The sequence below is a fragment of the Geoglobus acetivorans genome (assembly GCF_039641995.1).
Lineage (GTDB): Archaea > Halobacteriota > Archaeoglobi > Archaeoglobales > Archaeoglobaceae > Geoglobus > Geoglobus acetivorans.
Genome location: NZ_CP087714.1, coordinates 1,640,269 through 1,663,273, shown reverse-complemented (window position 1 = coordinate 1,663,273; position 23,005 = coordinate 1,640,269). Strand labels below are relative to the sequence as shown.

Genomic DNA, 23,005 nt, shown 5'->3' with positions numbered 1-23,005 from the left:
TAGTGTATAAAATTTTGAGAATTTGAACACTTTAAAGTTTCAATTTTCTTTTCAATCGCCCCTTCCACCTCTCGATTATTCCTCTAACATCATGCTTCACGGGCATCCTCGATGTGCCATAAATCAAGTATTTGGCGTACTCAACATTGTTGCTGATCACGTACTTCAGCTTTCCAAGCCTGCTTGATGCCCATGCAGCTCTGTATCTTCCAGTTCTCACAGGAGCAGTCTGTTTTATCTCACCCTCAAGTTCGAGAACTGCTTCGTGTAATTTCTTATCGATCTCTGAGAGATCGAGCTTCTCAAGCTCTTTCTTTGTTTTATTCAATCCCTTGACTGTTATTCTGATGCTCATTTCTATTCCTCTATTCTCTTCAGAAACAGTTTCAGATAGATCACATTCCCCTGGAAAATCGCCTTATCAACTCTGACAACTTCATAAGTCGTGTTGTCATAAACAATCTTATCAAACTGCTTTGCCTGAGATGTCGGTGAGACATAGCAGACAGAATCAACTTCTGAGGTGCCTGATATCGTCTTTCCGTCACCCGTGTATCCCTGAACCTTAAGCTCATCTCTTTCAGTTTTCATTGAGAAAATTGCTTTGATTGTCGTGTCTGTGTATGCTGTTTTCTCCACCCCATAGACGTCATCAACCACTGTTTTCGTTGCTGATCTCAGTGTTACACTCACTCCGTGCTTTTCTAAGATCTTGTCGAAGTTCATCTTCTCCTCCCGACCAGAGTTTCGGTCAGGTATGTGTAGTACCCGATCTGCCAGAACCAGTCGTGGGGTCTGGCTTTTTCCTCGAAGGCTGCTCTGACTTCCCCGGGAAGCCAGTCACGGAACCCTCTGTTGGTCATCATCCCGTCAGCATCGAGTTTCTCCGTGTGCAGAAGCTCATGCCAGATCCTCAACGCAATAATAAGCTCACTTTCCCGGCCAAAAACGGCCACTCCGACCCTCTTCCCGACAGTCCCCCCAGCGTATCTGACCCCTCTCGATTTGCCATCGAAAACTACCACCGTGTTGTCCTGAGTTGGGAGCAGGAAGCCTGCCCATTCCCCTCCAAGAGATGTGAGCTGTGATTCGTCCCACTCCGCCACGCTGAATTTCCAGTACCCCGGTATAAGCTTGAGTGCAGACCTGACCAAACTCTCATCAACGGCCGGATCGATGTAGACAGTTATATCTCTCCTGTCCAGTTCCTTCTTCGGGGGATCTATCCTCTTTCTCGCCCTCCATCCGAACAGCCAGTCCCACCAGCTCACGCCATCATCCCCCACGCAAGGGCAGCCGCTCCGAGACCAAACAGAAACTCGACAAAATCCCCAAGGAAATTCGCTTCCTTCTCCCTTCCAGCGAGATAGATATGCTCAACGACCTCATAGAACACAAAGACAACGAAGAACACCTGGTAGAAGAAACTCAGCGCTCCTACTACGATGTGCATCAGGCTGAGCCTGTCGTCAAAAACGTCCAGCATCATCGTCTCTCCCCCATCTTCGAGCCAAAGTAGAACCCGAGTACGAACATGACAAGTTCCTTGTCCACGGTTCTGTTGATCGCAATGTATCCAATGACGATTGCAAGCGCAATTATCGCTCTGACACTCCCAGGAGGCATCCAGAGTGGCTGATTCTCGTTCAACCGAATCATAATCGCAAGGCAGAAGCAGACTTTATTAAATAAAATTCCAGATGATTCCACTTTTATTCATTTGGCTCCAGCAAGATTATTTTAACCCTCTTTCCAACCCAAGACTTTGGAACATAGACTCTACCTGAATTCCCAGCATCTTTTACGACCTTCTCAATTACTTCATACCCTTCTACAGTTATTTTTGCGGGCTTCATTGTATCTACAATGTAGCGAAAAGTTTAAATAACTTTTGATGTAATTACAATGTAGCTACAAAGTAGAGGTGTCCAAAATGTCCGAGTTGGTGTGTCCAAAATGCGGATATGAAGGTTGGGGAGTTAACGGCGGTCTTTGTCCACTTTGCGGAACAAAAATGACCCGACTTGACTTCTCTAAGAGCTTCCCGGTTAAGAAGGGCTGGCTGGTTTTTGAGGGTGGAATGGAGAGGGTTGTAATAAGACAAACTGTCCTCGAGGCTTTTTCCTAAAATTTTCGGAGGTGATTGAGATGAAAGAGGAGCAGACTGTGATAATTGAGGGGGAGGAGTTCGTCAGGGTGTCAATACCCCTGCCTAAGAGGTTTGTTGAGTTCTTGAGAGAATATGGGAAGTGGGTAGGCTATGATGAGGAGAAATTAGATGGATTTATCGGAGAGGTTATCACTGAGTCTGTTGAGTCCTACATTTATGGCAGATTGGATGATATGATACACATGGCTCCGCTGAGAGCTCAGAAGTTCAAGAGAAAGTACAATTTATGATTTTTTGGTGTAAAAGATGCTGATTAGCTACAAATTCCGCATCTATCCTTTGAAGACATCTGAAGCAAAACTAAATGAACAGCTTGAGATATGTCGCTGGTTATACAATAAGCTGCTTGAAGAAGTAAACAAGGCAAGAAAAGAGGGTAGAAAGATATGTTGGAAAGATACCCAAGCCCTTATCGTGAGGCTTAAGCAAGAAAAACCAGAGCTAAAGAACGTTTACTCAAAAGTTTTGCAGATGGTGAATTATCAGCTCTGGTCAAACATCAAAGCGTTAAACGAGCTGAGAAAGAAGGGGAAGAAAGTTGGGTGGCTTCGCTATAAGACTTCTCCCAATTCTTTCAAAACCCTAAACTTCAACCAGTCAGGTTTCAAGATTGACTTTGAGAGAAAGAAGCTTGTTCTATCCAAGATTGGTGAAATTCCGATAAAGCTTCATCGTCCGATTGAAGGTAGAATCAAGGGTGTAATCGTCAAGAAAACTAAAACCGAAAAGTGGTTCGCCATAGTTCAAACAGAAGTAGAATCGAAATCACTGCCAAAAACGGGAAGAGTAGTTGGTTTAGACATGGGAGTGAATCACTTCTGCGTAGATTCAGATGGTATAGCTTTCGAGAATCCGAAATTCATTGACAAAACTCTTGAGAAGATAAAGAGGGTTCAAAAAGAGTTGTCGAGAAAGCAGAAGGGGTCGAAGAGGCGAGAGAAAGCCAGACTCAAGCTGGCAAAACTCTACGAGAAGCTGAACAACCAGCGGCTGGATTTCTTGCACAAGTTGTCTCGTTATTATGTCAACAACTATGACATAATCTGCGTTGAAGATCTGAATGTGAAAGATTTGGTTGAAAATGGAAACTCTCCAACACTGAACAGGCACATTCACGATTCCGCATGGACTAAATTCCATACACTGCTCGTCTACAAGGCTGAAAGAGCTGGTAGGCGAGTGGTGAGAGTTAATCCTACAAATACGTCAAAAAGATGTGCCAACTGTGGCTACATTGTTAAAAACATATCCCTGAAAGATAGATCGTTCGCCTGTCCTAATTGTGGATGGGAGGCTGACAGAGATTACAACGCCTCCCTGAACATACTGGATGTGGGGCTGGGACGGTCCCGAACGCCCGTGGAGAGAGAGTCTCTATCCCTCGTGATTCCATATCGGAAGGTGATCGAGGGGCAAGTTCTCTCGATGAAGCGGGAAGCTCCGTCCGTAAGGGCGGAGTAGTTCACAAAACGGTCAAGTTTAGCTGAGTTTTAGGCTGTCTAAAAGACTCAGTTTAATGCTGATGTCAGCATTGAAAATTACTGTAGAGCTTTTCGTAGTACAGGTTGATTATGTCATTCAGCGTGTCAGGTGTGAAATAGAGCGTTACCGTCCCCGTGTGCCATTCGATGACCATGTTTTTTTCGAGAAGAGATTTGAGGTACTTGCTGAAAGTCTTATCATCCCATCCGAGGGCCACTCTCAGCTGCCACTTCGTCAGTATCTTTCTCTCTCTGAGAACCTTCAAGAGTTTGCGCTCCATGCACGCATTGATCCTGATCGACCCTGCAGGCCTTCCACGGGATTCAAATTCGAGCAGATCCGGATCTGCAATGAAGAAAGTCTCATTCCCTATTCTCAGTCTGTAGATCAGCTTTTTGTTTTCAAGACTTCTCAAACGCTGAGGAAGCCAAGAAGAGCCAGACTTGCCTATCCCGAACCTCTCTTTGAGCTGCTTGAACGATACCGCCCCATTGTTCTCAACAATAGCCTGCAGAACCTCTTCCTGAGTCGCCATTTTTGACCCTTATCAGGATAGAATCTCTCGAATACTCGACCTCAAGCTCGGGGAAATGGTCTTCAATAAGGTGTTTCAGTTGCCGTATCAGCTTTCTTCCCCTGTCCACGCAGGGATTTCTGTAGATATGATAACTTATGTCTTTCTACAGTTTGACCGCTTTGTAACTTCGTGTTTTGAGAAAGTAAGTGTTCAATGCAAGTTCTGCAGATTCCTTGAAAGTTTCAAACCATGCGAGCTTCAGCTTTACATTCTGGCTCTTGCTTTCCTTGAGATCACCTATGCTGTATTCGAGAACATCTGCTGAGTCCACTCCGAGCAGATCATTTGCAAGAACATCGCAGCAGACTTTGTTGAGCAGCCACCTCTTCAGAAGGCTCTGGTAAGATGCAGAAGCTGGATCTGTTCCTATCAGGTCCTGTAACTCCTCTTTTCTTCGATCGATGAAGTTCTGTATTGTTGGGTCGTCAGGTTTGGTCGAGTAAGCATCTCCGAGCAGGGTTCTGACCTCGGCAACCGTGATCATGGCTCACTCTTCTTTTTCTGTGCTTTCTTCTCCCTCTTCTTCTCTTCAGTTTTCTCTTCAACGATCTCAAGCTCTCCACTCTCGATGAGGGCCTTGACACCGGACATTGCCATTTCTTCCTTGCTAAGCTCTGCAGTCTTGCCTGGCTCGATAGTCTTGTCGGCTACATACACAACAGAGTTCGACACGTTTCTGACTTTCATGTCAAGGGCTGAAAAAACGGACTTTAAAAATCAGGATTTGAAGAATGAGACTATCGCTCCGAGAGCAGCAACGATGATCGACACGACGAAGCCTACGACTCTGAAATATGTGCTGTGCCGCTCGATCACCCTGTCGTGGTTATCGAGCCTATCTTCGTGATCTTTCTGCTTGTCGCTGATTTTCTGGAGTTCGCACAGTATTCTGTCCACTTTACCGTTAAGCTCTCCGAGTAACTGCACAGCATCTCTGTCAAACGCTGTCATTTCTGACCCCTGATAAAAAATAATGGGGTTAGATTCCCGTCAGCTTGCAGACTGCATCCGGATACCTGACCACGGGAACGATTCTCTCGAAGACGTTGACGAGGTAGCTCTGGTTCTCCTGCCTGTATTCTGGCCCCTCAATCGTTATGTCCTCGGCAATCACAAGAACCCCGGCTCTCTTGCTGTCGAGGAGCAGACCTGTGCCGGTCGAAAGCTTTGGAGTTGCGATGACCTTAAGCCCAAGACCCTCGATGAGCTGAGCGTAGGACATTTTGGCGTTGGCATCGATTTTTCTGAGGTCCGCCACCTCGTACGGGTGCAGCACGAGCATGTCGGGCTTCACGTTGACCTCTTCAAGCTTGGCAAGTGCGGCAGAAACATCGTCGTAGGGGTTACCAGTAGAACTCCATGCTGCAGCCGCAGCCTGGGTCTTGCCTGCGTTGTTCACGAACTCGTTGATGATCATTTCGTCCTCCTTGAGGGCAACGACCTCTGCAGCATCTCTCGCAAGCTGTCCGATGCTGTGAATCTTGTTTCCGAGGTACTCCTCCCTGGTTATGAAGAACCCCTTACCGATCTTCTTGATCGATGCGGTTGCTTCAGTGTATGTCACGCCCTCGAGCGGGAACTCCGCACCCTCGGGGATCTCCTGGACATCGCTGAATCCCGTGAACTTCCTGTACTTGTAGACCTGCGTTCCCCTGTCGACTTTCTCGGTCTGCACAAGGTTCCTTCCAACTCTCGTCGCTCTTGCCTGCACAACAACGACATCGCTTATCGCCTGCAGAAGCTCGGCCGGCAGAACGTCCGAAGTTATGACCGTCATCTCATCACACCTCCAGCTTTATTTTTATGCTATCTCCTGCCGCAGCCGCAGAGGTGATTGCGAGTCCGACGATCTTCGCTGAATCTCCAGCCGCAGCCGCACTCCACGCATCCACCTGACCGTTTGCAGCGGCCTGAACTCTCGCACCTGCTGTTATTGCTCCTGCAGCGGTCACCTCAACAACGCCCTCAGTGATGACAGTAACAAGCTCACCCGCAGCAGCATCCTTCATCGCAACTCCGAGTACCTTGGTCGATCCGGCCGAAGCCGGAGAAACCGTCTCGTCGCCAGTGAGTTCGACGAGCTGTCCTGCGGTTATCGCAGCTCCTGCAGTTGCCTTGATGGACCTCCCCTCAACATACACCAGAACCATCTACTCACACCTCCCCCTCAATTCCGAGCATCTTCCTCAGCTCCGCAACCTTCCGGGCGTCAGCCCTGCCCCACTTTGTTTCAATGAAACCCTCAGAATTGTCGACAGGAGTCTTGACCTTCTCGGCGGTCTTGTGAGAAATGACTCTGTCAGCGAGATCAGCGTAAACGAGCTTGAGTTCGATGACATTCGCCTTCTTCAGCTCCTCCTCATTTACTTCGGCTTTGGTGATGGCCGCAACCCTCTTGATCTTCTCGATGATCGCTACCTTCTCTTTTTCCTCGTACTCTGCGAGTCTCTTCCTGAGTTCCTCGTTCTCTGCCTTGAGTCGCTCGATCTCTGCTGTCAGTTCTTCCACTTTCTTCTCTATCTCTTCACTCATGTTCGCCGCTTTTGAATTCGGACTTTTTAAATGAGGCTGTGGATCTGTCGAGTTCGTCGAGTCTGGAAGGCCGTAATCGGTCTCACCAGTAGCTTCAACCAGCTTTGCCGTGAACTCCTCGAGGAACCTGAACTCCGGAGGTTCGTTGCCGAATTCTTTATAGTGTGCTGCAAGGTGATCGTACACCTTCTTCCTGTCCTCGCTCGGGATGTCAATCCCACCTCTCGCACCCATCAGGGCCGCCATCGCCGCAACAACACCCCTCCAGACAACAGCGTGAGTTTTAGGGTCGTGGTGAGGTAGTTTGAGGTCCGTGAACTTCTCTGGAGGATTCTTCGGAGACCAGGCAAAGTGTCCTGCTATGCTTCTTTTTTCAGAATCGCTAAGCTCGTCCCAGCTCTTGTCCGTGAAGTCGCTCAGAGATGGCTTCTTCCATGAGTTCTGAGAATCTTTGCCGTACTTCCACGGATGCCCAGGAACTACTCCCTTGACGAGAATGTCGTCCTCACAAGGCCTAAACATCTTCTCGTAAACTGTGTCTACAACAGCTTCAGGATTGGCAGGAATGCCAACGAGGCTCACCTCGAGAATCTTCAACCTCTTGATTTTGTTTCCAGCTCTCTCAAGGGCCTTGAAGCCTATCGAGAACGCATCGAGGAAACCGTCCTTGAGGGACCTGTAAACGGTTTCGAACATCGGATGAGCTTTGTTGAGCACGACCTTGATCCAGAGCTTTCTGACTCCGTCGACAGTCTTAACCGCAGCATCTACAATCTTTCCGATCGGGATGTCGTCGTACTTGTGGTTGACGAAGACCTTGTTGTACGGTTCCTGCTTCAGCTCCTCAGCTGCAGTTTTCAGTGCTTCTTCAGTGATGATCTCGTCGTCGAGATCCTTGACCGCTGCTGAAGCGTAGCCCTCAACGTAAACATTCTTCTCGCTGTCGCTGACCTGAAGGCTCTTTACTATCAGTAGTTCCATGTTTCCTCCAAAGAAAAAAGACTTTAAAAAATTGGAATGTTATTTGAGTATGGATCAGTTATTAAATCAATTATCCGGACCAGCTTTAGCTGTTTTCTATATATTTTACAGCGGAAGTGTGCTATACCTCTTGATTAAAATAAAACGATACCAACCACCAACAGAGATCCGATATGGTTTTCATTATGAATACTTCCATGAACAGTCATATTACACACGTGCAGCGATTGCTGTAGCAATAAATACTTCATTTGTGGCTTTAGCCTCTGGTCAGAATTCGTCACCCATTTTAATTCTAACATCCGCATTCATGTGTTGGATCGTAGTGTGGATCTTAGTGGGCCACTCATCGAAACAATCTAAAAACAATCTTTAGGCACTAAATAATCAACAACTCTCCATCCTCTTCTTCTGGAACAGTTATCTCAGGCAGGTTCGACTCGTAATTCCATCTCGGGTCTTCATCTGCAATCCTACCAGCGTGATAGGCATAAGCGTAGAGATCCCTATCAGAGAACGCAGGGATTATAACCGGAACCCCCCTCCTGACTCCTTCGAGGATCTTTTCAAGAGTCTTTTTACCAAACGGTCCCCTGGAAGTTGTGATTATGTCAACTGGCCTGTGAGGATCTTCTCCAATCCCCACGATTTCAACCCTGTCAATCCCGTTCTCGTGCTTCAACACGATTTTCCATTCCATCATTCTATTTCAGCCTCCAACCCATATATCACTTTCCCCTAAGCAGAGACAGAATGAAACCGAAAAGCTCCCTGTCCTTCTCCCACAGCTCTTTCATCAGCTCCTCCCTCGTGAAATATTCCATTCCAACACTCAAAAGCTCGGTGTGAAAGCTGTTTCTTATGTCTGGATCGGTTTCGATGAGTTTGGGGTTATCGATGAGCTTCCTGAGTCTTTTATAATGCTCGTCCACATACGTTCCGAGGTAGACTCTACCAGCATACGGGTCTATGTGGTCGAATCCGTCGAAGTGGAAAATATCGAAACCGAGGTGGCTGTACTGCTCGTGCTTTCTCAGCATTTCGAGCCTGTATCCGTGCTTTTTTACCCTCGCAATAAAGAACTTCCTCGTTTCATCGAGATAGAGCGTGTGATCGAGATGGTGTCCGTACTCGTGCATGAACGTTCTCTCCTTCTCGCCATAATGCTTGCTGATCTGGATCTCTCTTCTGGAGTGGTAATACCGGCCCTTGTATGTCCTCCCTGCGGTTGTTCTTATCTTCACCTTCCCGGCTCTCTCAACAACTTTGCTGTTAACCCTGTACGGCAGAACGTTCTGAATGTAGCTCCTGACCTCTTCCGGACCTCCCTTGCCGAAAAACTTGATGTATTCTTTACCTCTCTTTTCAGCCTCGGAAACGCTGATTGCCCTTCCGTTGATGTACTTGTTTAATGCTCTGCTGAAGCTTCTCTCCTCATTGAGAATTTTTTCGTAGTCGGCAAGCGCTCTCGATATCTTTTCATCAAGCTCGCTGTCGCCAGTTATCTCTCTGATTATCTCGCTCGGTTTTTCCTCAACAGGCTTTTCAAGGACAGGAATGACCGTGCATCTACACCTTGGGTGGAGAGGTGGAGGAGGGTTGGCTCCTATTCTGAAAACCTGGTTATGCAGGGGCGCACATTTGGAGCATAATCTCTCATCCCAGGCAACGATCCACCTGTATTTCTTGATCCCAGCTCTTTCATACCTCCGGATCGCTGCAGTGTTGAACGCTCTGATCGATTCAGTTCTTGCAATCATCTCAGCTCTCGTTTTTGATGCGTCGAAAACAGATCTCACACGGTTTGCGAGCTTTGGAACGGACTCACCCTGAAGCAGACCAGTTCTCAGTTCGTAAGCGAGCCTCTTTTTCGTGTCCTCTCCAAGGCCCTTGATCAGGTCGAGAGTCAGGTTGTTCAGCTCGTTGATTATGTCCTGGTCGACGATCTCGAGGACATCTGGTGTGAGAACGACTTCAATTCCATGTTTCTTAAGCTGTTTCCCTGCGAACTCCCCTCCCTTGCGGTAGAACTTCTGATTATACTTCCTGACAATTGGCTCACTCTTTGAAACAATCTCCTGATCGACTATCGTTTTAGCCTCTTCGATGACATCCCCGTTACCTAAAGCGGAGATAACTTTAAATTTTGCAGACTCTGTGAGATTCTTCAACTTCCTTGCATATTCATCCCTCAATACTCTGGTTTTCGTTGGTTCGACTGGATAATCTGGCATATCTCTTCACTGCTCTTCTTCAAGCGGAGGGTAGCCGATAATGTCTCTTGCCTCGTTGGTGTCGATGATTCCAGCCTCGTAGAGCTTTACAGCAAGCTCACCCCAGATCATCTCGTCCTCGATTACAATCTCCTCGAATTCTATTTCGACATCGAGACCGAGGAGTGGGAACAGCTTCGCCTCAAGCTCTTCCTTGATTGCAGATCTGAGAGACTGCAAGAACAGACTGAACGTTTTAAGCTGATTATATGATGATGCTCTGTTGCTTCCCTCAGGCTCGCCGTAGAATACCCTCGGAACCTTGAGGGCCTTGTCAATCTGCCCCTGCAAGTACTGTATCATCTCAACAAGCCCTCTCAGGTCGAGCTGGCTGCTGATTGCGTTCAGATCGACAGCATCGTCGGTGACAATCTGATTGACTATGGCTATCTGGTCTTCAACGTTCGTCGCATCATAGTTTGTCTGGACCCTGTTCTGCAGGACCTTCTCAACTTCGGGTATCATCGCCGGATTCTTCACCTTGGCGTGGAGGAGTGGGTGTCCCATCTTGTAGGACAGAATTGCGGCCATCAGCTCGAGCTTCTGTTTGAGCTTGAGGAGGTTGTACACCTGGTGGATCAGACTGTAGCCGTAGGGTGAGTTGCCGATTCTACCGTATGCGAAGTGAAGGACTCTCTCGGGCTGCAGATCGTTTTCCTCTCCGGCCACAGAATAGACATAGGCGACAATGTCACCATACTCGTCTATCCTGACCTTAACGTTCTTCGGATTGAGAAACTGCATCTCGATTCCTATCTCGCTGTCAGCAAGGTATTCGTAGGCGTTGCCGTAGATAAGCATCGTTCTGATGTCGTTTATCAGTCTCGTCCGTAGCTTCATTTCCCTTGAGAACGTCTCAGCTTTCTTAACATCCTGCTCGGATCCGGAGAACTGGAACTCCGTTATGGCGAAATGGGCAATGAGGTCAATCGCCGTCGAAACGTCGATGCTCGTGAAGTACGCTTCCTCGTAGTTCTGGTAGTTGCCTATGACACCTGTGCTGAATGCAAGGTTATTGCTGAGGTTTGCAAACGGGAAGAGCTGGATCCTCTCTGACCGATAGTCGGCTGATTTGGTTTTGAAGATTGATGACACTTTGCGTATTGTTTTAAGCATGGTGTTGTCTGGCAGAGCAGACTTTATAAGATAAAACTTCTAAAAATTGTGCTATGGTGAATGAGTTAGTTCTTGCTGGGATTGTTCTTTCATTCGGTATCATTTTGGCAATGGTAATACCAGCATATCACATACCTACCAGTACTTATTTTGTTATTTCATTGGCGTTCTTAGTTATAACAATTGTTTATCTCTTCAAGCAAAGACTGGAAAATATTGTATTGGAGTTTATTTCAAATTATATTGCTGGAGTTGCAGGTGGCTTCTCGATCTTCTTAATCAGTTTATCTCTCCAAAGCGATAATCGAGGAATCACTGATTTTAGTATGTTCACAGGTGCTATGATCTTCTCTTTGTCATTTTTTATCTTCTTGTACGCTTCGATCAAAAAATTCAGTCAAAACCGAGAATAACCAACGCTGATATACCCTCCACTGAACTGCTCGGCCGCCCAGACAGCGAGAGCCAGCGCTATCACACAGTCATCATGGAACCCTTGCCGAGCCTCCATCTTCACACCCTGTCTTGTCAGCTGGTATTCAAAGAACTGCAGCTCTTTGATCAGCTCCTCGATGTATGGGTACTTCACCTCACCGTTCTCGATCACCGCCTGCAACCTCTGGATGAGCTGGACCTTGGACTTGGAAGTGAAGACATAGCCCTCAGCCCCAATGTTCTGCAGGTCCTCAAGCACGGGATCGCCAACTCCCGACGAGTCGATCAGCACCCTGGGTGAGTTGAACCTCCTGTACAGTTCCTTCAGCCTCATGATGGTCTCTGCGTAGGGCCTCCTGTTGAAACGCTGGAAGTGGACGAGCCTGAACGGCTTTTCAGTCACATCCAGCACGACGATGACCGTGTAGTCCTGATACTTCGCAAGATCACAGCCGATGACATACCGCCTCGCAGGGTGTCCTCTGTCAAGCAGTTCGATGCTCGCCACGTTCTTCTGGATGTCCTCCCACCTGAACACCGCATTCTGGTCCTCGACGAATTCAGCAAGGTATTCAGTTCTGAAGATGATGGAGTTCTCTCCGTATTCTTGCTTCTTCTTCTCGATGAACTCGTGGCTTATGTGGGGGTTTGCCGTTGACGGAAAGCGATAGCTCGAGTAATCCGGGAATTCCTCAGACTGACCCTTGAGGTAAGTGTCGTAGAAGTGGTTCTTGCCGAACGGCGTTCCGATCTTGATCCAGGAACCGTTGTAGTCTGCGAGCATCGGCTCGACAACCTGGCTGACGACATCATCCGGAATGTAGGCGGCTTCGTCGAGGATCACACGATGGGCCTTGTGGCCCCTGAGGTATTCCGGTTTTGTTGTTGATCTCGCATGAATCTCGCTGCCGTTTTTGAAGATTATTCGGCTGAACGGAGTCTTGTAAACCCTCTCGACCAGATGGACGAGGATGGATTTTGACAGCAGGCTCGTAGTCTCCCAGAACATTATGTTTGCCTGGTTGTATGAAGGGGCAAGAATGAACTGGATGGACCCTGGGTGGGTCACGGCGTAGTGGATCGCAGAGAATGACATCGCCTTCGTCTTGCCGAAACGTCTGCCGGCGACGATGGTGATGAACTGGCGTTTGTCTCGCAGGATTTGCTCCTGTGCTGGATGGGGCCTGTGGTTGAGAAAGATCTGGGTGAACAGAACTGGGTCCTTGATGGCTTTTTTCAGCTTCTTCCTGTCTCTTGAGAGTTCGGAGATAAGCTCATTCATCCTCCTTCAGTGCCTCCTCGAAGAGTGCGAGAAGTTTAGAGGTTGGATCCTCTATGTTGCCGGCTATCTCGTGCTTGAGCTTTATCGCCCTGAGCATTGTGTTGGCACAAACTTCGAGGCTACGGGGCTTCTTTTCAGGGTCGATCGTGAGAACGTACTCCTGCATTCTCGCTATCGTTGCGTCGAGAGCTTTCAGCTCATCCACGACTCTGTCTGCCCCCTCCTCGAGCTGCTGCTTCAACTTCTCGTATTTCTCCACCCCAGCCCTGACAAAATTGAAGTGATTCTTGTGCCTCGTGAGATTCGTCTTGTTGAGCTTGAGATCCGGGAATTTAGTGATGATTTCAGAGTAAGGGCGACCTTCGATGAGCATCTGGTTGATTTCTTCGAGGTGTTCGGATTTGCATATCTTGCAGCGAGGATCCGTTATGCCGTTACGCATGGTTTCGTTTGTTGCGGATGACTTTAAAACAACAATCTACACTGCTCGAACTGATAATTGATACTTAAAATAATAAAAATAAAAATTAAAGTTTGAACTTATAATATTTAAGTCTACCATTCTCATTGCATGCTCCCCTTATCTCCTTGCTCAACCAATGATCATCATAGAACAATACACACCCATTGGGTTCGAGTGTGACAGTCAGTTCCTTGTACTTTATCGTCTCTCTTCGGTATGGGAGTACTCCACCTCTCATATTATCCAGATTTTCGTGTGTTGCTTTAAATAGTTTGGTATTATACTCTACATTCATTCCCAAACAAAACCCCACACTTATCAAGCGAGATACTTTAATTAGTTTAATTATTCCGTCTCATTTTCCTACTCTTTCTTCAACCACTTCAGATACTCGTCCGCAATCTCAATGACCTTGGCAGCTACAACCGAGGGGTCTTTGAGCGGTGCAGCTGCCCATAAGGCTACGGTTTCTCTTGCCTCCCTGAGGGCGATCTGCCTCGCTATCCTCTCCTGCTTCTCCCTATACATTCTTTCAATTCTCTCGTCTCTGTCCGGAGGCATATCAGATACTATCATAATTTGGAGTATTTAATCGTTGGGCGTGGAGTGAAAGTAAAAAAATAATAGTTTGAGGGATTTAAAAACATGGACGGTGGAATTCGTGCTGCATTAGCGTTTGCGGTTATGGTTGTAGTAGGGGCCTTGCTTCTTCTTGCAGTTCGCCCTCCATTTGAGCCGTTTAGATTCACGATCCTGCTTGCTTTCATTATCGCAATGATTTTATTTGGAGTGAAGTTTGGAGGTGGAGATTGAAAAACCCGAACTGCCAATTTCTGAGAAATCTTTGAAAACAATATAAATAAGAGTGCGGGGTGGGGGACTCGAACCCCCGTGTGCCCTACAGGTGGGCTCCTTCTCACCCCATGGCGAGCCTCCAGATTGTACAAGTGGGGGTGCCGACTTAACACCCCGCCTGTAGGGCACCCCCGAATGTCAATAGACTTACTTTCACTTCGATCTCCATCATTTCTGTCATTTTAATCACCTCATATATTATGATTAACAGTACTACATGGGGGGCCCACCACGGGTCGAGAGTTGACCCCACACTGGCTCGATAATTTTGAAAGCATTCATTATTCATTATACTTGCTTTTGGTCTATTCCTTCTTTCTTAAGCCACTTGGAATCTGAGGATATCTCTTCACGATATCTCCTTGAAGAATTTGTTATTTTTCAGAACCATGTCTTTTTTCAGTTCTACGTACTTTCTTATAGCTGTTAACACTAATGTCATTAGCAGCAGTGCAAACACGGCGTAGTCTGCCACCATAATATTATGTCTTAAATTTTTAGTATAAAAAACTATCTATTTATGTTTTTCTATATTATGCAGCAACCTCACCGGACACCAGACCACTTCACTCTTATACCTGAAAACCCCGATCTTCCCGTTCACGACAGCTATGAGCCTGACCACTGCCCCTCGCCTTACTCTTGCCCATTTTGGTCCCATGTACTTACGAAGTTCATCCTTCCAGACTACTCTGTCCCATAACGGTCGATAATCGTCTATAAATCGCTGAATGAATTTGCAGAGGTCTTTAGCTCTGAAATCGCTGCAATCGTCAGGTTCGTTGCCGAGTGGACATTCACCTCCATCAAGGTACCCGCAGTTCTCACACCTTCTCAGCTCATCGAGGTAAATGTGGTAATGCGAAGGTCCGCAGAATGGTGGAGCGTTAGTTTCCCTACCACACACTCGGCAGCGATCATCTTTTGATTTTATGTAGTCCAGCTCATCTCCCTCGTGACACATATCCTCTTCACTAACATGCCTGCCGAAGTTTGGAGAATCTGGATTCTTGCATCTGAATATCTGGTATTCAGAGTGCAACATTATTCTGGACTGTGGGTTGTGCTTCACCCCCACATACTCCGAATACTTGCACGCTCTGCAGCGAACTGGCTTTCTTGGTTTTGGGCTTGAAAAATCCCAGTTCAGCTTGGACTGAACAGTATCCATACACTTTCCTCCAGAACCTTAACCTCATGTCTCTCTTTCAGCTCCCTAAGTTTCTCCTCCACGGTCTCGTGGATGTCATCCTCGAGAATAAGGTAGAATCTGTCAGCCCAGCACCTCCTGTATTTGGCCATGTGTCCTGTTCTGCTCTTTTTGCTGCAGTCCATGCACGTCCCTTCAGCCCTGACAATTACGAAGTTGCTCTCTGAATTGATGAACAGAATTCTCCTGCCCCTGTGCCAGTCGCAGATCAGGTAGCCGTAGTCCTCGTGAGGTATGCACTGTCCTATGCTGAGTGCGAACGGGCTGAGCTTTCCCTTAACAAAAAGCATTATTTTTCTCTTCCTCGTGATGGCTCTGAAATTCGCATCCAGACTTACCTGCAGCTGCATGCTATTTCCTCCCGATAACCAGAAGAGGCTTCAGAACCTCAAGAGCAGACTTCCTGTCAATCTTCACGTTCTTCAGGATGCTTATCATCTCCTGCTCCAGAACTGCTCTATCTTTCCCATCAATTCCGAGATCGTCAAGCAGCTTTATGACCCCTGAGCTTATGATCTCAAAATCGCTTTTAGGCAGATACTTCTCGAGGAAGTCAGTGGTGGCAGCTACCCCTGGTAGATTATACCTGTCTGCAATTCCCTCAAGAAAGTCATAGCAGAAGAGAAGCAGATCAATAACCTCAGGAAAGCTCTTCCTGCTGTACTTATCTGCTATCAGATTGAGCTTTTCGAGCTGATCTCTTCTTACTCTCTGAAGTTCAGATTTGAATCCTGATTTTGTTAACATTTTGTTAACAGATTTTGTTTTGTTAACAGATTCTGCGAGAGTGTGTGTTAACTGCTGCGAGGATTTTTCTGGATTTTTCTCCTTCTCCACACTAACCATATTTTTATCTCCCTCCTAAATTTTTATTTTCCAAATAGATTAAATTAAATTATAATCTTGTTTAATGGAATTCTGAGATAATTTCCCTGGTTTTTTATCACCTCAGAAGCATAATTAAAATGGGCATCTTCATGGGATATCTTCGGAGATTTTGTTAACAATGTAAACAAGTTGTTAACAAACTCTGTTAACATGTGTGTTAACGTAACATACTTCATATCTCTTCACCCTTGACAGACATGAAGACTTCATAAAGCCCATCGTACTCCTCAGAATTCAGTCCGAAGCTGCAAACTCTCTGCCTGTATTCTCTCCCATGTATAACCCTGAACTTGATGTCTCCGAAGATGTTTGCCCTCGACATCCTGAGCCTTCCCGGATTTCCGCATTTCGGGCAGATTACTTCTATTGATTTTCGCTTGTTCTGGAGTTCTGTTACTCTTATGACCTCAATCATTGTTCTCCCTCTTTGTTCTGAGATATGCTACCAGAATCGCCGAGTAGTTTATCAGGTCCTTCAGTGTGTCCTCTATCGATTCTTCCCTGACATCAGCTTCTTTCTTGAGCAGGTTGGCAATTCTCGACATCTTATCGGTCATCCTAACCAGTATTCCCTCCTCGAGGCTGCAGATTCCGAGAGTCTCACAGAGCATGAAATTGTGGAAGGGTGAGCGATTACCGGCGTAATCTCTGTTCTTCTTCCGTGCAATTTCGAGACATTCTGTAAAGATCTGTCCAAGCTCTGAGATCAGCTTAGTCATCAGGCACCACCATCAAAATTCAGAAATCCTCTCTCTACCAGGTTTTCGACCTCACATACGAGTTCACGCATGCACTTTGGACAAAGCGGATAGTCCCCGTTGATGTGCCAGTTCGTATTAGTACCGCAACCTCTGCAGTTTCCAGGAACTACAAAAGAATCGTAAATGATTGGCATGGCTCAGACCTCCTCGTCACTCATCAATTCATCAATTCTATCAAGAGCTTCATCTACGAACTTGTCGAGTGACTTTAATCCTGTCAAGTGTTCCCATTCTGCGTTAGATGAACCAATGAGACAGCTTTTCGGAGTTGGAGGAACATCCTCTGGATAGACAACAATACAAGGTTTTCCATCACAGTTTTCAGTACAGTAATATGCAGCGTACATTAGGCATCAACCTCCTTGGCACAATTCAAGCAAAGTGGCTCTTTCTTCTCGTTAGCATAGTAGACTTCGTATTTCTTGATTTTAGCACCACATCGAGAGCAAGAAATTCCTGAGAAATTATGCATCAGTAGCTCCATCAGCCCTCGACCTCCTCCACGTCCTCACTGTTCGTAACCCCGATCACGCTCTTCTCAAGCTCGAGCATGCTCCTGAGGTTGTTTGTGTCCTGTGAGCCGACCTTCACGAGCCTGGTTCTGTTTCCTCGTCCTCTCCCTCCGGGGATCAGCTCGGCATCGAAGTCCACGTAACGTGAGAAGAAGTGCATGAGCGCATACGCATCGGATCTCATGATCTTCAGTCCGACTCTGGCTGCGGCATCGAGAAGATCCTCGTAAGTGGACTCCTCCGGAAGAGAATCGTACAGCTTTCTGACCTTCTCGTAGTCATACTGCCTCGTTTTCTTTGCAGTTCGGATCTTCAGGATGTTGTCCTTCACGATGTATTTGAAGAATCCGGCGTTGATGAATCCGGACGAGTCCTCCTCTTTTCTGTCTTCCTCCTCTCTTTCCTCTACCTCCTCGAGGTTCTTATCTCTGTTATCCGATGGCTTAACAATCGATGACGGCTCTCCTTCGTCATCCTCTCTCAGTACTCTCACGAGCTTTCCGAACAGCACGACATCGTTCTCGCTGAGAATTTCGAACTCCAGATCGCCAAGCCTGACGATCATTGTTCATCAGCCCCCTCATTGTTTTGTCTGCCGTATTTCCTGTTCAGTCTCTCAATCTCATCGAGAACAGTTACAACATCTCTGAGCCTGACCTCCCCCATCGCCGCTATGAACTTTCTGAGAGCGTACTCTTCGTTTGCGTTCTTCGCCCTCTCGATTGCGTTGAGAACAGCGTTGATATCTCTCTTTCTCAACTTTGTTTTTCCATAAATTAATGCTTCAAGATCCTCTCTCGATAGGGAGTAACTGATTTTCGACAGCTCGTCACTTATCTTTCGCAGGATTTGAACTGCTTCTTCAAGCATCGCTCCGTACTTCGTTATCTCTTCGTGTGTGATCTCTTTCTGTATCTGCTCATCTTTTAATGGGCAGCTTTCCAAGAAGTCAAGTGGGATTATCTCTCCCGTCGCAAGGCATACCTGCTTATCTCCATTCAGATTTGCTGTAGCATAGTACTTGCAGCTGTTGCATCCAAACTTGTCCTCCTTGTTTTCCTCAATAACCAGCTCACTCAACTTATCCTCCATACTACCCCTCCTTAAAATCCAAAAAATCGTCGAGAGTCTTATCGTCAAGCGAGCCAATTAGCTCAAGCTTAAGCTCAAAAACTGCACCTCTCTTCAGCGTTTTCAGAATTTCCTTGAGGTATTCCTTCTTCTCGGCCTGAATCGTAATGGTGACCTTCGCAGAACCATTGCCCTCGAGTTTGGCCCTGATCTTCCTTCCGTTCAGTGCATCCTCTGCTGAAACCGACTTGAGGGTAACGTAGGTCATCAGTACACCCCCTGCTCGAGCCTCGGGGCGAGAATGTACTCCACCCTGCAGGAGTCGCTGACGAAGCTGAACTTCCCGGGGAAATCTGTCCCGAGGTGGATGTGCAGCTCGTCGTCTTTGTCGGCAACCTTCGAGAACATCTGCAGGTACTCAGCACCGAACATGCTCCTCGCATTGCCACCCTCAAGACTGATCAGATTGCTACCGTCAAACCTGATCTGGATCGATTCGATGTCGCCTTCGGCTGAGATCACGAACTCGCCGTCCTTCACCTCGAGAACCGCATGCTCGGAGATCTTCACAGCCAGCTCAATAGCTCTCTTGAACTCAGCTGGATCGAGAACGACCTCAGCTTTGAAGTCCAGATTTGGCACCTTCGGAGCTTTCCTTACCGCAGCTGGATCTATCAGTGCGACACTGTACTCGAGCTTCCCAAACCCTATTTTGAGCGTGGCCACATCTGCCGTTATGGAGACAGTCTCTCCCCGGGGGATATTCTTCGTGATTTCATTCACTCTGTTGATGTCGACCCCTATCACGACCTCCTCGTCCGATATGCTGTAGATGTCAAAGTTATCTGCCTGAATGGATGTGATGATCATCGCAACGTTCGCAGGGTCAACAGCGACGACCTTCAGGCCATACTCGTTGAAGCGCCACTTTGCCTCGGTCACGAGGAGGCTCAAACCCTTAACGAGCTTTTTCAGATCATCACCATTCAGCTCAACCTCTATCATTTTCTCACCTCGTCCAGAAGTGTTAAAATCAGAATTATTAGCCAGAAAAACACAATAAGCAAAAAATATGCCACGTAATCTTTTCTGTCAGTCAATGCCCATTTCTCCGTGTTGATGAAGTCGAGATAAATCAGGAGACCGACAGTGAGATAGAAGACTGCAAAGCTGATCAGGAGAATCATCCCCAGACCTCCGCATCGGCAAGCTTTTTCATGTCCTTCAGCCTGCTCTGCGGGATTGCGTATGCAGGAGCCTTCATGTTCTTCGTCCAGATGCTAAAGTTCCTGATTTCTGAAGCATGGATCCAGCCGAGAAGGGCGATCTGGGTAACCTCCTTGTTCACTCCTGCAAAAACAACAATGTAATCGTGATCTTCCTGGGCCTTATACTGGTCCCGGTTGTAGAAGAGGACGAGCTTTTCGTCAGGGTTCGTCGGATTCCTTATGGTTGCAGTCTTTATCTCAACCCTGAAGTCGTGGCCCAGGATGCTAATGATGAAGTCGTCATTTCCATTGATTTCCGAATAATCGTTTCTGAATGGGGCGTGCTTGACAGCAATTCCGTTTTCAAGGCAGAATCTGAAGAAAGCAGTCTCACCTATTTTGCCTATCAGGTGTTTTATCAGACCACCGTTCCCAAAGCGGGGCTTCATTGCGTTATCGAAAGAGCATGTTACGGTTTTGAATGCGTAATAGCAGGCATCCGTGATGAACTTCTCATCGATTGGAATTGCAACGGGAGTCATTCCCCACACACCTCTCCGCAGAACAGCTCATACACCATGTCTCTGCACTCCTTGTGCAGCTCGTTCAGCTTCTGGTGTTTCCTGCCGAGCAAACCGTAGAGAATCATGTGGTCTCTGTCCCAGTAAGCCATCTCGTATGCGTGCTTCTTGATATTCCTGTACTTCTCATTGCAGACCGGGCAAACCTCCGTGTGTTCCGAATTTACATGTCTCTTAAGCCCGTAGAGAGTAGAGAACTCTCTGTCCTCACAGTACGGGCATGGAATCATTTCACTCCCCACCTCTCTTGAAAACCATCAACGAACCCTCAAAATGTGAGAAGTGGTAGCCGATGCCTTCAAGGGCGTCGATGATTTCTTTGGCGTCATCCAGCCTCATCCTGTGTTTCTTCACCGTCAAGATCTCCAGGTTGGACCCAGCCTCAAAACAACCAGCACAGTTTACTGAGATCATGATATCGCCTCCACTTCTTCGAGAAGCCTGTCAACATCGGCCATGAAGGCCTCCACGTCATCTTCAAAACAGTAGACAATGAACCCGTCCCTGATCGTTATCGTGAGCATCAGGTTCTCTGTTTCAAGCAGATTCAGAATTTTGCTCCTGTATTTGCTGATTTTTCTCAGGTAATACTCCCCGTCTCTCTCCTCGATGAGTTTGAGCTGCTTCAGTTTCTCAAGGATGTCCTCTCTGGCTTCAACCTTGATGACTGCCAGCCCGTTCTTGAGAACTGGAGCGAATGGCATCACTCTCCCCCTCCGAGAAAAGCCTCTCTCAGCTTCTCGTCAGCCTCTTTAATCTTTGAAAGAACCTCCTCGATGTCCGTGCCGTTGTAGCTGATCTCCCAGCCGTAGTCGCCCCTCGTCCCTCTCTTCAGGGTGACTTTCAGCTCCTGCTCCCTGAAGTTGTAGTGTTCGTGTCTGACAATCTGCTCGTCAGGCATCGCTGTTCACCTCCTCCACTACATTCCCAGGAGTTTCCTTACCCACACCAGCCGAGCGAGGCGTAACGCCATGTGCGTCGACGAAATCCCTGATGAAGTCCCTGAGTGCATCGCTCATGCTGTGGTATCTGCCAGATCTCTTCAGAGCCTCCTTGAAGGCCTCGTATTCTGCTTCAGTGATTACAACCTGCAATCTCCGTCCTGCTCTTGGAAGGTTGTTGCTTTCATTACATCCTTCATTACACAACATGTTACGTAATAGAGTAATAAAAATATTTAAATTTTTTGGTAATAGAATACAGTATGAGAGCCGTAAAGTATGGCGTAATGTATGGTGTATGTGGTATGAGACAGAAGCAAAAATATGAGATCAGGGGAGACAGAGCGCAATTGGTGCTTGATGGCTACACAAGGGCAATTCTCGAAGAACTCATGTCCACAGGCGACTTCAAGTCCATATCCCAGCTTTTGCAGATTGCAGTGATCAACCTCTACAAGGACTACGAAGCGAAGGGCAAATTGAGAAGACCTCCCGATGATGCCCAGGAGAGGACAAGGAACGCTCAGATGGTTGAGGAAAGAGAGGGCGAGGTTGAGTAATTCGGGGGTGTTATATGTGTCTGAAGTCCCACAGGAGGTTTTGGAAGTTATTGATCCGGGGGAGGAGGTTCTGTACTGTGTGAAGAAAAAGCTCAAAACCGAGCTGAAACCGAAGTTTCTGGCAGTTACCAACCGGAGAGTAATTTATCTTGATCAGAAACTCCTCGGTAGATACGATATTCAGGCTGTCCCGTATGAGAAGCTTGAAGTTGCATATTACCGGAAGGGAAAGATTGGTGCCGAGTTCATCCTCAACAGTGAGGAAGGAGATGAGATCAAGCTGAGCTGGATGGATAAAAGCGAGGCTCAGGATGCTATTGTGGCTATAAGGGATGCTCTTAATGCGATCGCTGTTGAGCCAGTTACCATTAAGAAAAAGAAGGGTTTGATTGGTGAAGAGTGGGAAATTAGAAAGCCAAAAGAGCTTGTAACAAAATCTGTGCAGGTGACAACTCCAGTCACCACCTCGGCATCGGTTTCAGAGGATCCTATTGAACAGCTCAAGAAACTTAAGGAGCTTCTCGATGCTGGAATTATCACCGCTGAGGAATACGAGGCGAAGAAGCAGAAGCTCCTTGAGAAGATATAATGTTCCTCCCTATCCCACTCACAAAACCCCGCAAGTGGATGAACATCAGGGTCAGATATGTTGAACGTAGATGGTTCGATGATTTTGGGGAGTTTTACACGTATGTTCTGAAAAACGCAGTGATTGAAGAGATCATCGATGAAGAGGAACTCGTCTCCAGAATTGCAAAGCTTCTCTTTGAATCTGAGATTCACCCAGTCCAGCTTGACGAGGTCAGAGAATACATTGTTGACGTGTTCGGGATTGCTGAAGAATACGTTGATCTGATTCTCGATAAAGTCAAATATGAGCTGATACTGCTTGAAGCTGAGATCAAGAAAGTTGATGAGATTGAACACATTGAGGAAGAGATTGACAAAGAAACACTCAGACAGATAATGATTGACGTGCAGAGAATGTATTTTGAGCTTGATTTTGACAGGAATACGATTTTAAAAGAGATCTCACTTACTTATGGGTTATCTGAAGATAAGGCAAACGAAATTATTGGCTGGGTTGAGAGCTATATATTTAGTTAA

The 23,005-nt window shown here is 47.0% G+C and carries 46 protein-coding genes and 1 tRNA gene; 7 read left to right on the top strand and 40 right to left on the bottom strand.

Features of this window, described 5'->3' with window-relative positions:
* Nucleotides 1-31: 31 nt before the first annotated feature.
* The 6 genes from LPQ35_RS09765 to LPQ35_RS09740 are packed head-to-tail and all read right to left on the bottom strand — an operon-like array spanning nt 32 to nt 1,856.
* On the bottom strand, nt 32-355 hold the full coding sequence (locus tag LPQ35_RS09765; RefSeq protein WP_193807375.1) for an HK97 gp10 family phage protein: 324 nt from the start codon (nt 353-355) through the stop codon (nt 32-34).
* Between the two features lie 2 nt (nt 356-357).
* A complete protein-coding gene (locus tag LPQ35_RS09760; RefSeq protein WP_193807376.1) occupies nt 358-726 on the bottom strand; it encodes a hypothetical protein in 369 nt (122 codons plus the stop codon).
* Nucleotides 723-1,286 carry a hypothetical protein gene (locus LPQ35_RS09755; protein ID WP_193807377.1) on the bottom strand — a complete coding sequence of 188 codons (564 nt, stop codon included), beginning with the start codon at nt 1,284-1,286 and terminating at the stop codon, nt 723-725. Before LPQ35_RS09755 ends, LPQ35_RS09760 begins: the two co-directional genes overlap by 4 nt.
* A complete protein-coding gene (locus LPQ35_RS09750) occupies nt 1,268-1,489 on the bottom strand; it encodes a hypothetical protein (protein ID WP_193807378.1) in 222 nt (73 codons plus the stop codon). The genes LPQ35_RS09755 and LPQ35_RS09750 overlap by 19 nt, the downstream gene beginning before the upstream one ends.
* Entirely contained in the window at nt 1,486-1,659 is a 174-nt protein-coding gene (locus LPQ35_RS09745; RefSeq protein WP_193807379.1) for a hypothetical protein, read from the bottom strand. The genes LPQ35_RS09750 and LPQ35_RS09745 overlap by 4 nt, the downstream gene beginning before the upstream one ends.
* A 53-nt stretch (nt 1,660-1,712) precedes the next feature.
* Nucleotides 1,713-1,856: a DUF2080 family transposase-associated protein gene (locus tag LPQ35_RS09740; RefSeq protein WP_193807380.1), complete on the bottom strand. Its 144-nt coding sequence runs from the start codon at nt 1,854-1,856 to the stop codon at nt 1,713-1,715.
* 77 nt (nt 1,857-1,933) lie between these two features.
* Here LPQ35_RS09740 and LPQ35_RS09735 point away from each other — a divergent pair, with 77 nt between their 5' ends.
* Genes LPQ35_RS09735 through LPQ35_RS09725 form a run of 3 tightly spaced genes read left to right on the top strand, consistent with a single transcriptional unit; the run spans nt 1,934 to nt 3,631 of the window.
* Nucleotides 1,934-2,128: a hypothetical protein gene (locus LPQ35_RS09735; protein ID WP_193807381.1), complete on the top strand. Its 195-nt coding sequence runs from the start codon at nt 1,934-1,936 to the stop codon at nt 2,126-2,128.
* A 20-nt stretch (nt 2,129-2,148) separates the two neighbouring features.
* Nucleotides 2,149-2,400: a hypothetical protein gene (locus LPQ35_RS09730; protein WP_193807382.1), complete on the top strand. Its 252-nt coding sequence runs from the start codon at nt 2,149-2,151 to the stop codon at nt 2,398-2,400.
* Between the two features lie 16 nt (nt 2,401-2,416).
* Nucleotides 2,417-3,631 (top strand): RNA-guided endonuclease TnpB family protein, encoded by a 1,215-nt coding sequence (locus LPQ35_RS09725; protein ID WP_193807383.1) that lies wholly within the window; start codon nt 2,417-2,419, stop codon nt 3,629-3,631.
* A gap of 64 nt (nt 3,632-3,695) precedes the next feature.
* Here LPQ35_RS09725 and LPQ35_RS09720 read toward each other — a convergent pair whose 3' ends face one another.
* The 14 genes from LPQ35_RS09720 to LPQ35_RS09655 form a co-directional block, all read right to left on the bottom strand.
* On the bottom strand, nt 3,696-4,187 hold the full coding sequence (locus LPQ35_RS09720) for a helix-turn-helix domain-containing protein (RefSeq protein WP_193807384.1): 492 nt from the start codon (nt 4,185-4,187) through the stop codon (nt 3,696-3,698).
* Nucleotides 4,150-4,296, bottom strand: coding sequence for a hypothetical protein (locus LPQ35_RS09715; protein WP_193807385.1), 147 nt, complete (start codon nt 4,294-4,296; stop codon nt 4,150-4,152). Before LPQ35_RS09715 ends, LPQ35_RS09720 begins: the two co-directional genes overlap by 38 nt.
* Before the next feature lie 36 nt (nt 4,297-4,332).
* On the bottom strand, nt 4,333-4,713 hold the full coding sequence (locus LPQ35_RS09710; RefSeq protein ID WP_193807386.1) for a hypothetical protein: 381 nt from the start codon (nt 4,711-4,713) through the stop codon (nt 4,333-4,335).
* Nucleotides 4,710-4,916, bottom strand: a complete 207-nt coding sequence (locus tag LPQ35_RS09705; protein WP_193807387.1) for a DUF7444 family protein — start codon at nt 4,914-4,916, stop codon at nt 4,710-4,712. The genes LPQ35_RS09710 and LPQ35_RS09705 overlap by 4 nt, the downstream gene beginning before the upstream one ends.
* Before the next feature lie 30 nt (nt 4,917-4,946).
* Entirely contained in the window at nt 4,947-5,180 is a 234-nt protein-coding gene (locus tag LPQ35_RS09700) for a hypothetical protein (protein WP_193807389.1), read from the bottom strand.
* Between the two features lie 28 nt (nt 5,181-5,208).
* Nucleotides 5,209-6,006 (bottom strand): encapsulin, encoded by a 798-nt coding sequence (locus LPQ35_RS09695; protein WP_193807391.1) that lies wholly within the window; start codon nt 6,004-6,006, stop codon nt 5,209-5,211.
* A 4-nt stretch (nt 6,007-6,010) separates the two neighbouring features.
* Complete coding sequence (locus LPQ35_RS09690; protein ID WP_193807393.1) at nt 6,011-6,379, bottom strand: structural cement protein Gp24; 369 nt, start codon at nt 6,377-6,379, stop codon at nt 6,011-6,013.
* A 4-nt stretch (nt 6,380-6,383) separates the two neighbouring features.
* Nucleotides 6,384-7,742, bottom strand: coding sequence for an HK97 family phage prohead protease (locus LPQ35_RS09685; protein ID WP_193807395.1), 1,359 nt, complete (start codon nt 7,740-7,742; stop codon nt 6,384-6,386).
* 379 nt (nt 7,743-8,121) lie between these two features.
* Nucleotides 8,122-8,442: a hypothetical protein gene (locus LPQ35_RS09680; protein ID WP_193807397.1), complete on the bottom strand. Its 321-nt coding sequence runs from the start codon at nt 8,440-8,442 to the stop codon at nt 8,122-8,124.
* A 28-nt stretch (nt 8,443-8,470) separates the two neighbouring features.
* Nucleotides 8,471-9,976 (bottom strand): minor capsid protein, encoded by a 1,506-nt coding sequence (locus LPQ35_RS09675; protein ID WP_193807399.1) that lies wholly within the window; start codon nt 9,974-9,976, stop codon nt 8,471-8,473.
* A 6-nt stretch (nt 9,977-9,982) separates the two neighbouring features.
* Nucleotides 9,983-11,131 (bottom strand): phage portal protein, encoded by a 1,149-nt coding sequence (locus tag LPQ35_RS09670; protein ID WP_193807401.1) that lies wholly within the window; start codon nt 11,129-11,131, stop codon nt 9,983-9,985.
* Nucleotides 11,132-11,528: 397 nt separating this feature from the next.
* Nucleotides 11,529-12,848: a terminase large subunit domain-containing protein gene (locus tag LPQ35_RS09665; protein ID WP_193807403.1), complete on the bottom strand. Its 1,320-nt coding sequence runs from the start codon at nt 12,846-12,848 to the stop codon at nt 11,529-11,531.
* Complete coding sequence (locus tag LPQ35_RS09660; RefSeq protein ID WP_193807405.1) at nt 12,841-13,290, bottom strand: hypothetical protein; 450 nt, start codon at nt 13,288-13,290, stop codon at nt 12,841-12,843. The genes LPQ35_RS09665 and LPQ35_RS09660 overlap by 8 nt, the downstream gene beginning before the upstream one ends.
* 384 nt (nt 13,291-13,674) lie before the next feature.
* Nucleotides 13,675-13,872 (bottom strand): hypothetical protein, encoded by a 198-nt coding sequence (locus LPQ35_RS09655; RefSeq protein WP_193807406.1) that lies wholly within the window; start codon nt 13,870-13,872, stop codon nt 13,675-13,677.
* Between the two features lie 84 nt (nt 13,873-13,956).
* On the opposite strand from LPQ35_RS09655, the gene LPQ35_RS09650 reads away from it, so the two are divergent.
* Nucleotides 13,957-14,124, top strand: a complete 168-nt coding sequence (locus LPQ35_RS09650; RefSeq protein ID WP_193807407.1) for a hypothetical protein — start codon at nt 13,957-13,959, stop codon at nt 14,122-14,124.
* A gap of 53 nt (nt 14,125-14,177) precedes the next feature.
* On the opposite strand, the gene LPQ35_RS09645 is transcribed toward LPQ35_RS09650, so the two are convergent.
* The 20 genes from LPQ35_RS09645 to LPQ35_RS09550 all read right to left on the bottom strand — a co-directional run bounded on the left by LPQ35_RS09645 (nt 14,178) and on the right by LPQ35_RS09550 (nt 21,548).
* Nucleotides 14,178-14,284, bottom strand: a tRNA-OTHER gene (locus LPQ35_RS09645).
* Between the two features lie 231 nt (nt 14,285-14,515).
* Nucleotides 14,516-14,644, bottom strand: coding sequence for a hypothetical protein (locus tag LPQ35_RS09640; RefSeq protein WP_346297636.1), 129 nt, complete (start codon nt 14,642-14,644; stop codon nt 14,516-14,518).
* A 36-nt stretch (nt 14,645-14,680) separates the two neighbouring features.
* Nucleotides 14,681-15,337 carry a hypothetical protein gene (locus LPQ35_RS09635; protein ID WP_193807408.1) on the bottom strand — a complete coding sequence of 219 codons (657 nt, stop codon included), beginning with the start codon at nt 15,335-15,337 and terminating at the stop codon, nt 14,681-14,683.
* Complete coding sequence (locus tag LPQ35_RS09630; RefSeq protein WP_193807409.1) at nt 15,313-15,726, bottom strand: hypothetical protein; 414 nt, start codon at nt 15,724-15,726, stop codon at nt 15,313-15,315. Before LPQ35_RS09630 ends, LPQ35_RS09635 begins: the two co-directional genes overlap by 25 nt.
* Before the next feature lies 1 nt (nt 15,727).
* Nucleotides 15,728-16,222 carry a hypothetical protein gene (locus LPQ35_RS09625; protein WP_346297635.1) on the bottom strand — a complete coding sequence of 165 codons (495 nt, stop codon included), beginning with the start codon at nt 16,220-16,222 and terminating at the stop codon, nt 15,728-15,730.
* Between the two features lie 214 nt (nt 16,223-16,436).
* A complete protein-coding gene (locus LPQ35_RS09620) occupies nt 16,437-16,679 on the bottom strand; it encodes a hypothetical protein (RefSeq protein WP_193807411.1) in 243 nt (80 codons plus the stop codon).
* Nucleotides 16,672-16,983, bottom strand: coding sequence for a nucleotide modification associated domain-containing protein (locus LPQ35_RS09615; RefSeq protein WP_193807412.1), 312 nt, complete (start codon nt 16,981-16,983; stop codon nt 16,672-16,674). Before LPQ35_RS09615 ends, LPQ35_RS09620 begins: the two co-directional genes overlap by 8 nt.
* Entirely contained in the window at nt 16,983-17,159 is a 177-nt protein-coding gene (locus tag LPQ35_RS09610) for a hypothetical protein (RefSeq protein WP_346297634.1), read from the bottom strand. Before LPQ35_RS09610 ends, LPQ35_RS09615 begins: the two co-directional genes overlap by 1 nt.
* Before the next feature lie 3 nt (nt 17,160-17,162).
* Nucleotides 17,163-17,372, bottom strand: a complete 210-nt coding sequence (locus LPQ35_RS09605) for a hypothetical protein (RefSeq protein WP_193807414.1) — start codon at nt 17,370-17,372, stop codon at nt 17,163-17,165.
* A 136-nt stretch (nt 17,373-17,508) separates the two neighbouring features.
* A complete protein-coding gene (locus LPQ35_RS09600) occupies nt 17,509-18,102 on the bottom strand; it encodes a hypothetical protein (protein WP_193807416.1) in 594 nt (197 codons plus the stop codon).
* Nucleotides 18,099-18,629: a hypothetical protein gene (locus LPQ35_RS09595; RefSeq protein ID WP_193807419.1), complete on the bottom strand. Its 531-nt coding sequence runs from the start codon at nt 18,627-18,629 to the stop codon at nt 18,099-18,101. The genes LPQ35_RS09600 and LPQ35_RS09595 overlap by 4 nt, the downstream gene beginning before the upstream one ends.
* A 1-nt stretch (nt 18,630) precedes the next feature.
* The gene (locus LPQ35_RS09590) at nt 18,631-18,876 is read right to left on the bottom strand and encodes a hypothetical protein (RefSeq protein WP_193807421.1); all 246 of its coding nucleotides are present in this window, start codon (nt 18,874-18,876) and stop codon (nt 18,631-18,633) included.
* The gene (locus LPQ35_RS09585; RefSeq protein WP_193807422.1) at nt 18,876-19,613 is read right to left on the bottom strand and encodes a DNA polymerase sliding clamp; all 738 of its coding nucleotides are present in this window, start codon (nt 19,611-19,613) and stop codon (nt 18,876-18,878) included. The genes LPQ35_RS09590 and LPQ35_RS09585 overlap by 1 nt, the downstream gene beginning before the upstream one ends.
* Nucleotides 19,610-19,795: a hypothetical protein gene (locus LPQ35_RS09580; RefSeq protein WP_193807423.1), complete on the bottom strand. Its 186-nt coding sequence runs from the start codon at nt 19,793-19,795 to the stop codon at nt 19,610-19,612. The genes LPQ35_RS09585 and LPQ35_RS09580 overlap by 4 nt, the downstream gene beginning before the upstream one ends.
* A complete protein-coding gene (locus tag LPQ35_RS09575; protein ID WP_193807424.1) occupies nt 19,792-20,358 on the bottom strand; it encodes a hypothetical protein in 567 nt (188 codons plus the stop codon). Before LPQ35_RS09575 ends, LPQ35_RS09580 begins: the two co-directional genes overlap by 4 nt.
* Nucleotides 20,355-20,627 (bottom strand): hypothetical protein, encoded by a 273-nt coding sequence (locus tag LPQ35_RS09570; protein WP_193807425.1) that lies wholly within the window; start codon nt 20,625-20,627, stop codon nt 20,355-20,357. The genes LPQ35_RS09575 and LPQ35_RS09570 overlap by 4 nt, the downstream gene beginning before the upstream one ends.
* Nucleotide 20,628: 1 nt before the next feature.
* Nucleotides 20,629-20,811 (bottom strand): hypothetical protein, encoded by a 183-nt coding sequence (locus tag LPQ35_RS09565; RefSeq protein ID WP_193807426.1) that lies wholly within the window; start codon nt 20,809-20,811, stop codon nt 20,629-20,631.
* Complete coding sequence (locus tag LPQ35_RS09560) at nt 20,808-21,101, bottom strand: hypothetical protein (protein ID WP_193807427.1); 294 nt, start codon at nt 21,099-21,101, stop codon at nt 20,808-20,810. Before LPQ35_RS09560 ends, LPQ35_RS09565 begins: the two co-directional genes overlap by 4 nt.
* On the bottom strand, nt 21,101-21,298 hold the full coding sequence (locus LPQ35_RS09555) for a hypothetical protein (protein WP_193807428.1): 198 nt from the start codon (nt 21,296-21,298) through the stop codon (nt 21,101-21,103). The genes LPQ35_RS09560 and LPQ35_RS09555 overlap by 1 nt, the downstream gene beginning before the upstream one ends.
* Nucleotides 21,291-21,548 (bottom strand): hypothetical protein, encoded by a 258-nt coding sequence (locus LPQ35_RS09550; protein ID WP_193807429.1) that lies wholly within the window; start codon nt 21,546-21,548, stop codon nt 21,291-21,293. The genes LPQ35_RS09555 and LPQ35_RS09550 overlap by 8 nt, the downstream gene beginning before the upstream one ends.
* Nucleotides 21,549-21,601: 53 nt before the next feature.
* On the opposite strand from LPQ35_RS09550, the gene LPQ35_RS09545 reads away from it, so the two are divergent.
* From LPQ35_RS09545 to LPQ35_RS09535, 3 genes are read left to right on the top strand one after another with little or no spacing between them, the layout of a single operon-like run.
* Complete coding sequence (locus LPQ35_RS09545; RefSeq protein ID WP_193807431.1) at nt 21,602-21,898, top strand: hypothetical protein; 297 nt, start codon at nt 21,602-21,604, stop codon at nt 21,896-21,898.
* A gap of 16 nt (nt 21,899-21,914) precedes the next feature.
* A complete protein-coding gene (locus LPQ35_RS09540) occupies nt 21,915-22,487 on the top strand; it encodes a PH domain-containing protein (RefSeq protein WP_346297633.1) in 573 nt (190 codons plus the stop codon).
* Nucleotides 22,487-23,005, top strand: coding sequence for a hypothetical protein (locus LPQ35_RS09535; protein WP_193807432.1), 519 nt, complete (start codon nt 22,487-22,489; stop codon nt 23,003-23,005). The genes LPQ35_RS09540 and LPQ35_RS09535 overlap by 1 nt, the downstream gene beginning before the upstream one ends.

Coding starts and splice junctions, on each gene's coding strand:
- LPQ35_RS09605 (WP_193807414.1), bottom strand. CDS start 17,372: ATGTACGCTGCATATTACTGTACTGAAAACTGTGATGGAAAACCTTGT.
- LPQ35_RS09535 (WP_193807432.1), top strand. CDS start 22,487: ATGTTCCTCCCTATCCCACTCACAAAACCCCGCAAGTGGATGAACATC.
- LPQ35_RS09570 (WP_193807425.1), bottom strand. CDS start 20,627: ATGATTCCATGCCCGTACTGTGAGGACAGAGAGTTCTCTACTCTCTAC.
- LPQ35_RS09630 (WP_193807409.1), bottom strand. CDS start 15,726: ATGCAGCTGCAGGTAAGTCTGGATGCGAATTTCAGAGCCATCACGAGG.
- LPQ35_RS09735 (WP_193807381.1), top strand. CDS start 1,934: ATGTCCGAGTTGGTGTGTCCAAAATGCGGATATGAAGGTTGGGGAGTT.
- LPQ35_RS09595 (WP_193807419.1), bottom strand. CDS start 18,629: ATGGAGGATAAGTTGAGTGAGCTGGTTATTGAGGAAAACAAGGAGGAC.
- LPQ35_RS09675 (WP_193807399.1), bottom strand. CDS start 9,976: ATGCCAGATTATCCAGTCGAACCAACGAAAACCAGAGTATTGAGGGAT.
- LPQ35_RS09750 (WP_193807378.1), bottom strand. CDS start 1,489: ATGATGCTGGACGTTTTTGACGACAGGCTCAGCCTGATGCACATCGTA.
- LPQ35_RS09610 (WP_346297634.1), bottom strand. CDS start 17,159: ATGCCAATCATTTACGATTCTTTTGTAGTTCCTGGAAACTGCAGAGGT.
- LPQ35_RS09550 (WP_193807429.1), bottom strand. CDS start 21,548: ATGTTGTGTAATGAAGGATGTAATGAAAGCAACAACCTTCCAAGAGCA.
- LPQ35_RS09615 (WP_193807412.1), bottom strand. CDS start 16,983: ATGACTAAGCTGATCTCAGAGCTTGGACAGATCTTTACAGAATGTCTC.
- LPQ35_RS09700 (WP_193807389.1), bottom strand. CDS start 5,180: ATGACAGCGTTTGACAGAGATGCTGTGCAGTTACTCGGAGAGCTTAAC.
- LPQ35_RS09760 (WP_193807376.1), bottom strand. CDS start 726: ATGAACTTCGACAAGATCTTAGAAAAGCACGGAGTGAGTGTAACACTG.
- LPQ35_RS09720 (WP_193807384.1), bottom strand. CDS start 4,187: ATGGCGACTCAGGAAGAGGTTCTGCAGGCTATTGTTGAGAACAATGGG.
- LPQ35_RS09705 (WP_193807387.1), bottom strand. CDS start 4,916: ATGAAAGTCAGAAACGTGTCGAACTCTGTTGTGTATGTAGCCGACAAG.
- LPQ35_RS09590 (WP_193807421.1), bottom strand. CDS start 18,876: ATGACCTACGTTACCCTCAAGTCGGTTTCAGCAGAGGATGCACTGAAC.
- LPQ35_RS09635 (WP_193807408.1), bottom strand. CDS start 15,337: ATGGATACTGTTCAGTCCAAGCTGAACTGGGATTTTTCAAGCCCAAAA.
- LPQ35_RS09745 (WP_193807379.1), bottom strand. CDS start 1,659: ATGATTCGGTTGAACGAGAATCAGCCACTCTGGATGCCTCCTGGGAGT.
- LPQ35_RS09740 (WP_193807380.1), bottom strand. CDS start 1,856: ATGAAGCCCGCAAAAATAACTGTAGAAGGGTATGAAGTAATTGAGAAG.
- LPQ35_RS09560 (WP_193807427.1), bottom strand. CDS start 21,101: ATGCCATTCGCTCCAGTTCTCAAGAACGGGCTGGCAGTCATCAAGGTT.
- LPQ35_RS09695 (WP_193807391.1), bottom strand. CDS start 6,006: ATGACGGTCATAACTTCGGACGTTCTGCCGGCCGAGCTTCTGCAGGCG.
- LPQ35_RS09690 (WP_193807393.1), bottom strand. CDS start 6,379: ATGGTTCTGGTGTATGTTGAGGGGAGGTCCATCAAGGCAACTGCAGGA.
- LPQ35_RS09585 (WP_193807422.1), bottom strand. CDS start 19,613: ATGATAGAGGTTGAGCTGAATGGTGATGATCTGAAAAAGCTCGTTAAG.
- LPQ35_RS09600 (WP_193807416.1), bottom strand. CDS start 18,102: ATGATCGTCAGGCTTGGCGATCTGGAGTTCGAAATTCTCAGCGAGAAC.
- LPQ35_RS09765 (WP_193807375.1), bottom strand. CDS start 355: ATGAGCATCAGAATAACAGTCAAGGGATTGAATAAAACAAAGAAAGAG.
- LPQ35_RS09650 (WP_193807407.1), top strand. CDS start 13,957: ATGGACGGTGGAATTCGTGCTGCATTAGCGTTTGCGGTTATGGTTGTA.
- LPQ35_RS09725 (WP_193807383.1), top strand. CDS start 2,417: ATGCTGATTAGCTACAAATTCCGCATCTATCCTTTGAAGACATCTGAA.
- LPQ35_RS09660 (WP_193807405.1), bottom strand. CDS start 13,290: ATGCGTAACGGCATAACGGATCCTCGCTGCAAGATATGCAAATCCGAA.
- LPQ35_RS09565 (WP_193807426.1), bottom strand. CDS start 20,811: ATGATCTCAGTAAACTGTGCTGGTTGTTTTGAGGCTGGGTCCAACCTG.
- LPQ35_RS09670 (WP_193807401.1), bottom strand. CDS start 11,131: ATGCTTAAAACAATACGCAAAGTGTCATCAATCTTCAAAACCAAATCA.
- LPQ35_RS09710 (WP_193807386.1), bottom strand. CDS start 4,713: ATGATCACGGTTGCCGAGGTCAGAACCCTGCTCGGAGATGCTTACTCG.
- LPQ35_RS09580 (WP_193807423.1), bottom strand. CDS start 19,795: ATGATTCTCCTGATCAGCTTTGCAGTCTTCTATCTCACTGTCGGTCTC.
- LPQ35_RS09665 (WP_193807403.1), bottom strand. CDS start 12,848: ATGAATGAGCTTATCTCCGAACTCTCAAGAGACAGGAAGAAGCTGAAA.
- LPQ35_RS09555 (WP_193807428.1), bottom strand. CDS start 21,298: ATGCCTGACGAGCAGATTGTCAGACACGAACACTACAACTTCAGGGAG.
- LPQ35_RS09685 (WP_193807395.1), bottom strand. CDS start 7,742: ATGGAACTACTGATAGTAAAGAGCCTTCAGGTCAGCGACAGCGAGAAG.
- LPQ35_RS09655 (WP_193807406.1), bottom strand. CDS start 13,872: ATGCCTCCGGACAGAGACGAGAGAATTGAAAGAATGTATAGGGAGAAG.
- LPQ35_RS09545 (WP_193807431.1), top strand. CDS start 21,602: ATGAGAGCCGTAAAGTATGGCGTAATGTATGGTGTATGTGGTATGAGA.
- LPQ35_RS09730 (WP_193807382.1), top strand. CDS start 2,149: ATGAAAGAGGAGCAGACTGTGATAATTGAGGGGGAGGAGTTCGTCAGG.
- LPQ35_RS09620 (WP_193807411.1), bottom strand. CDS start 16,679: ATGATTGAGGTCATAAGAGTAACAGAACTCCAGAACAAGCGAAAATCA.
- LPQ35_RS09640 (WP_346297636.1), bottom strand. CDS start 14,644: ATGGTGGCAGACTACGCCGTGTTTGCACTGCTGCTAATGACATTAGTG.
- LPQ35_RS09625 (WP_346297635.1), bottom strand. CDS start 16,222: ATGGTTAGTGTGGAGAAGGAGAAAAATCCAGAAAAATCCTCGCAGCAG.
- LPQ35_RS09575 (WP_193807424.1), bottom strand. CDS start 20,358: ATGACTCCCGTTGCAATTCCAATCGATGAGAAGTTCATCACGGATGCC.
- LPQ35_RS09680 (WP_193807397.1), bottom strand. CDS start 8,442: ATGGAATGGAAAATCGTGTTGAAGCACGAGAACGGGATTGACAGGGTT.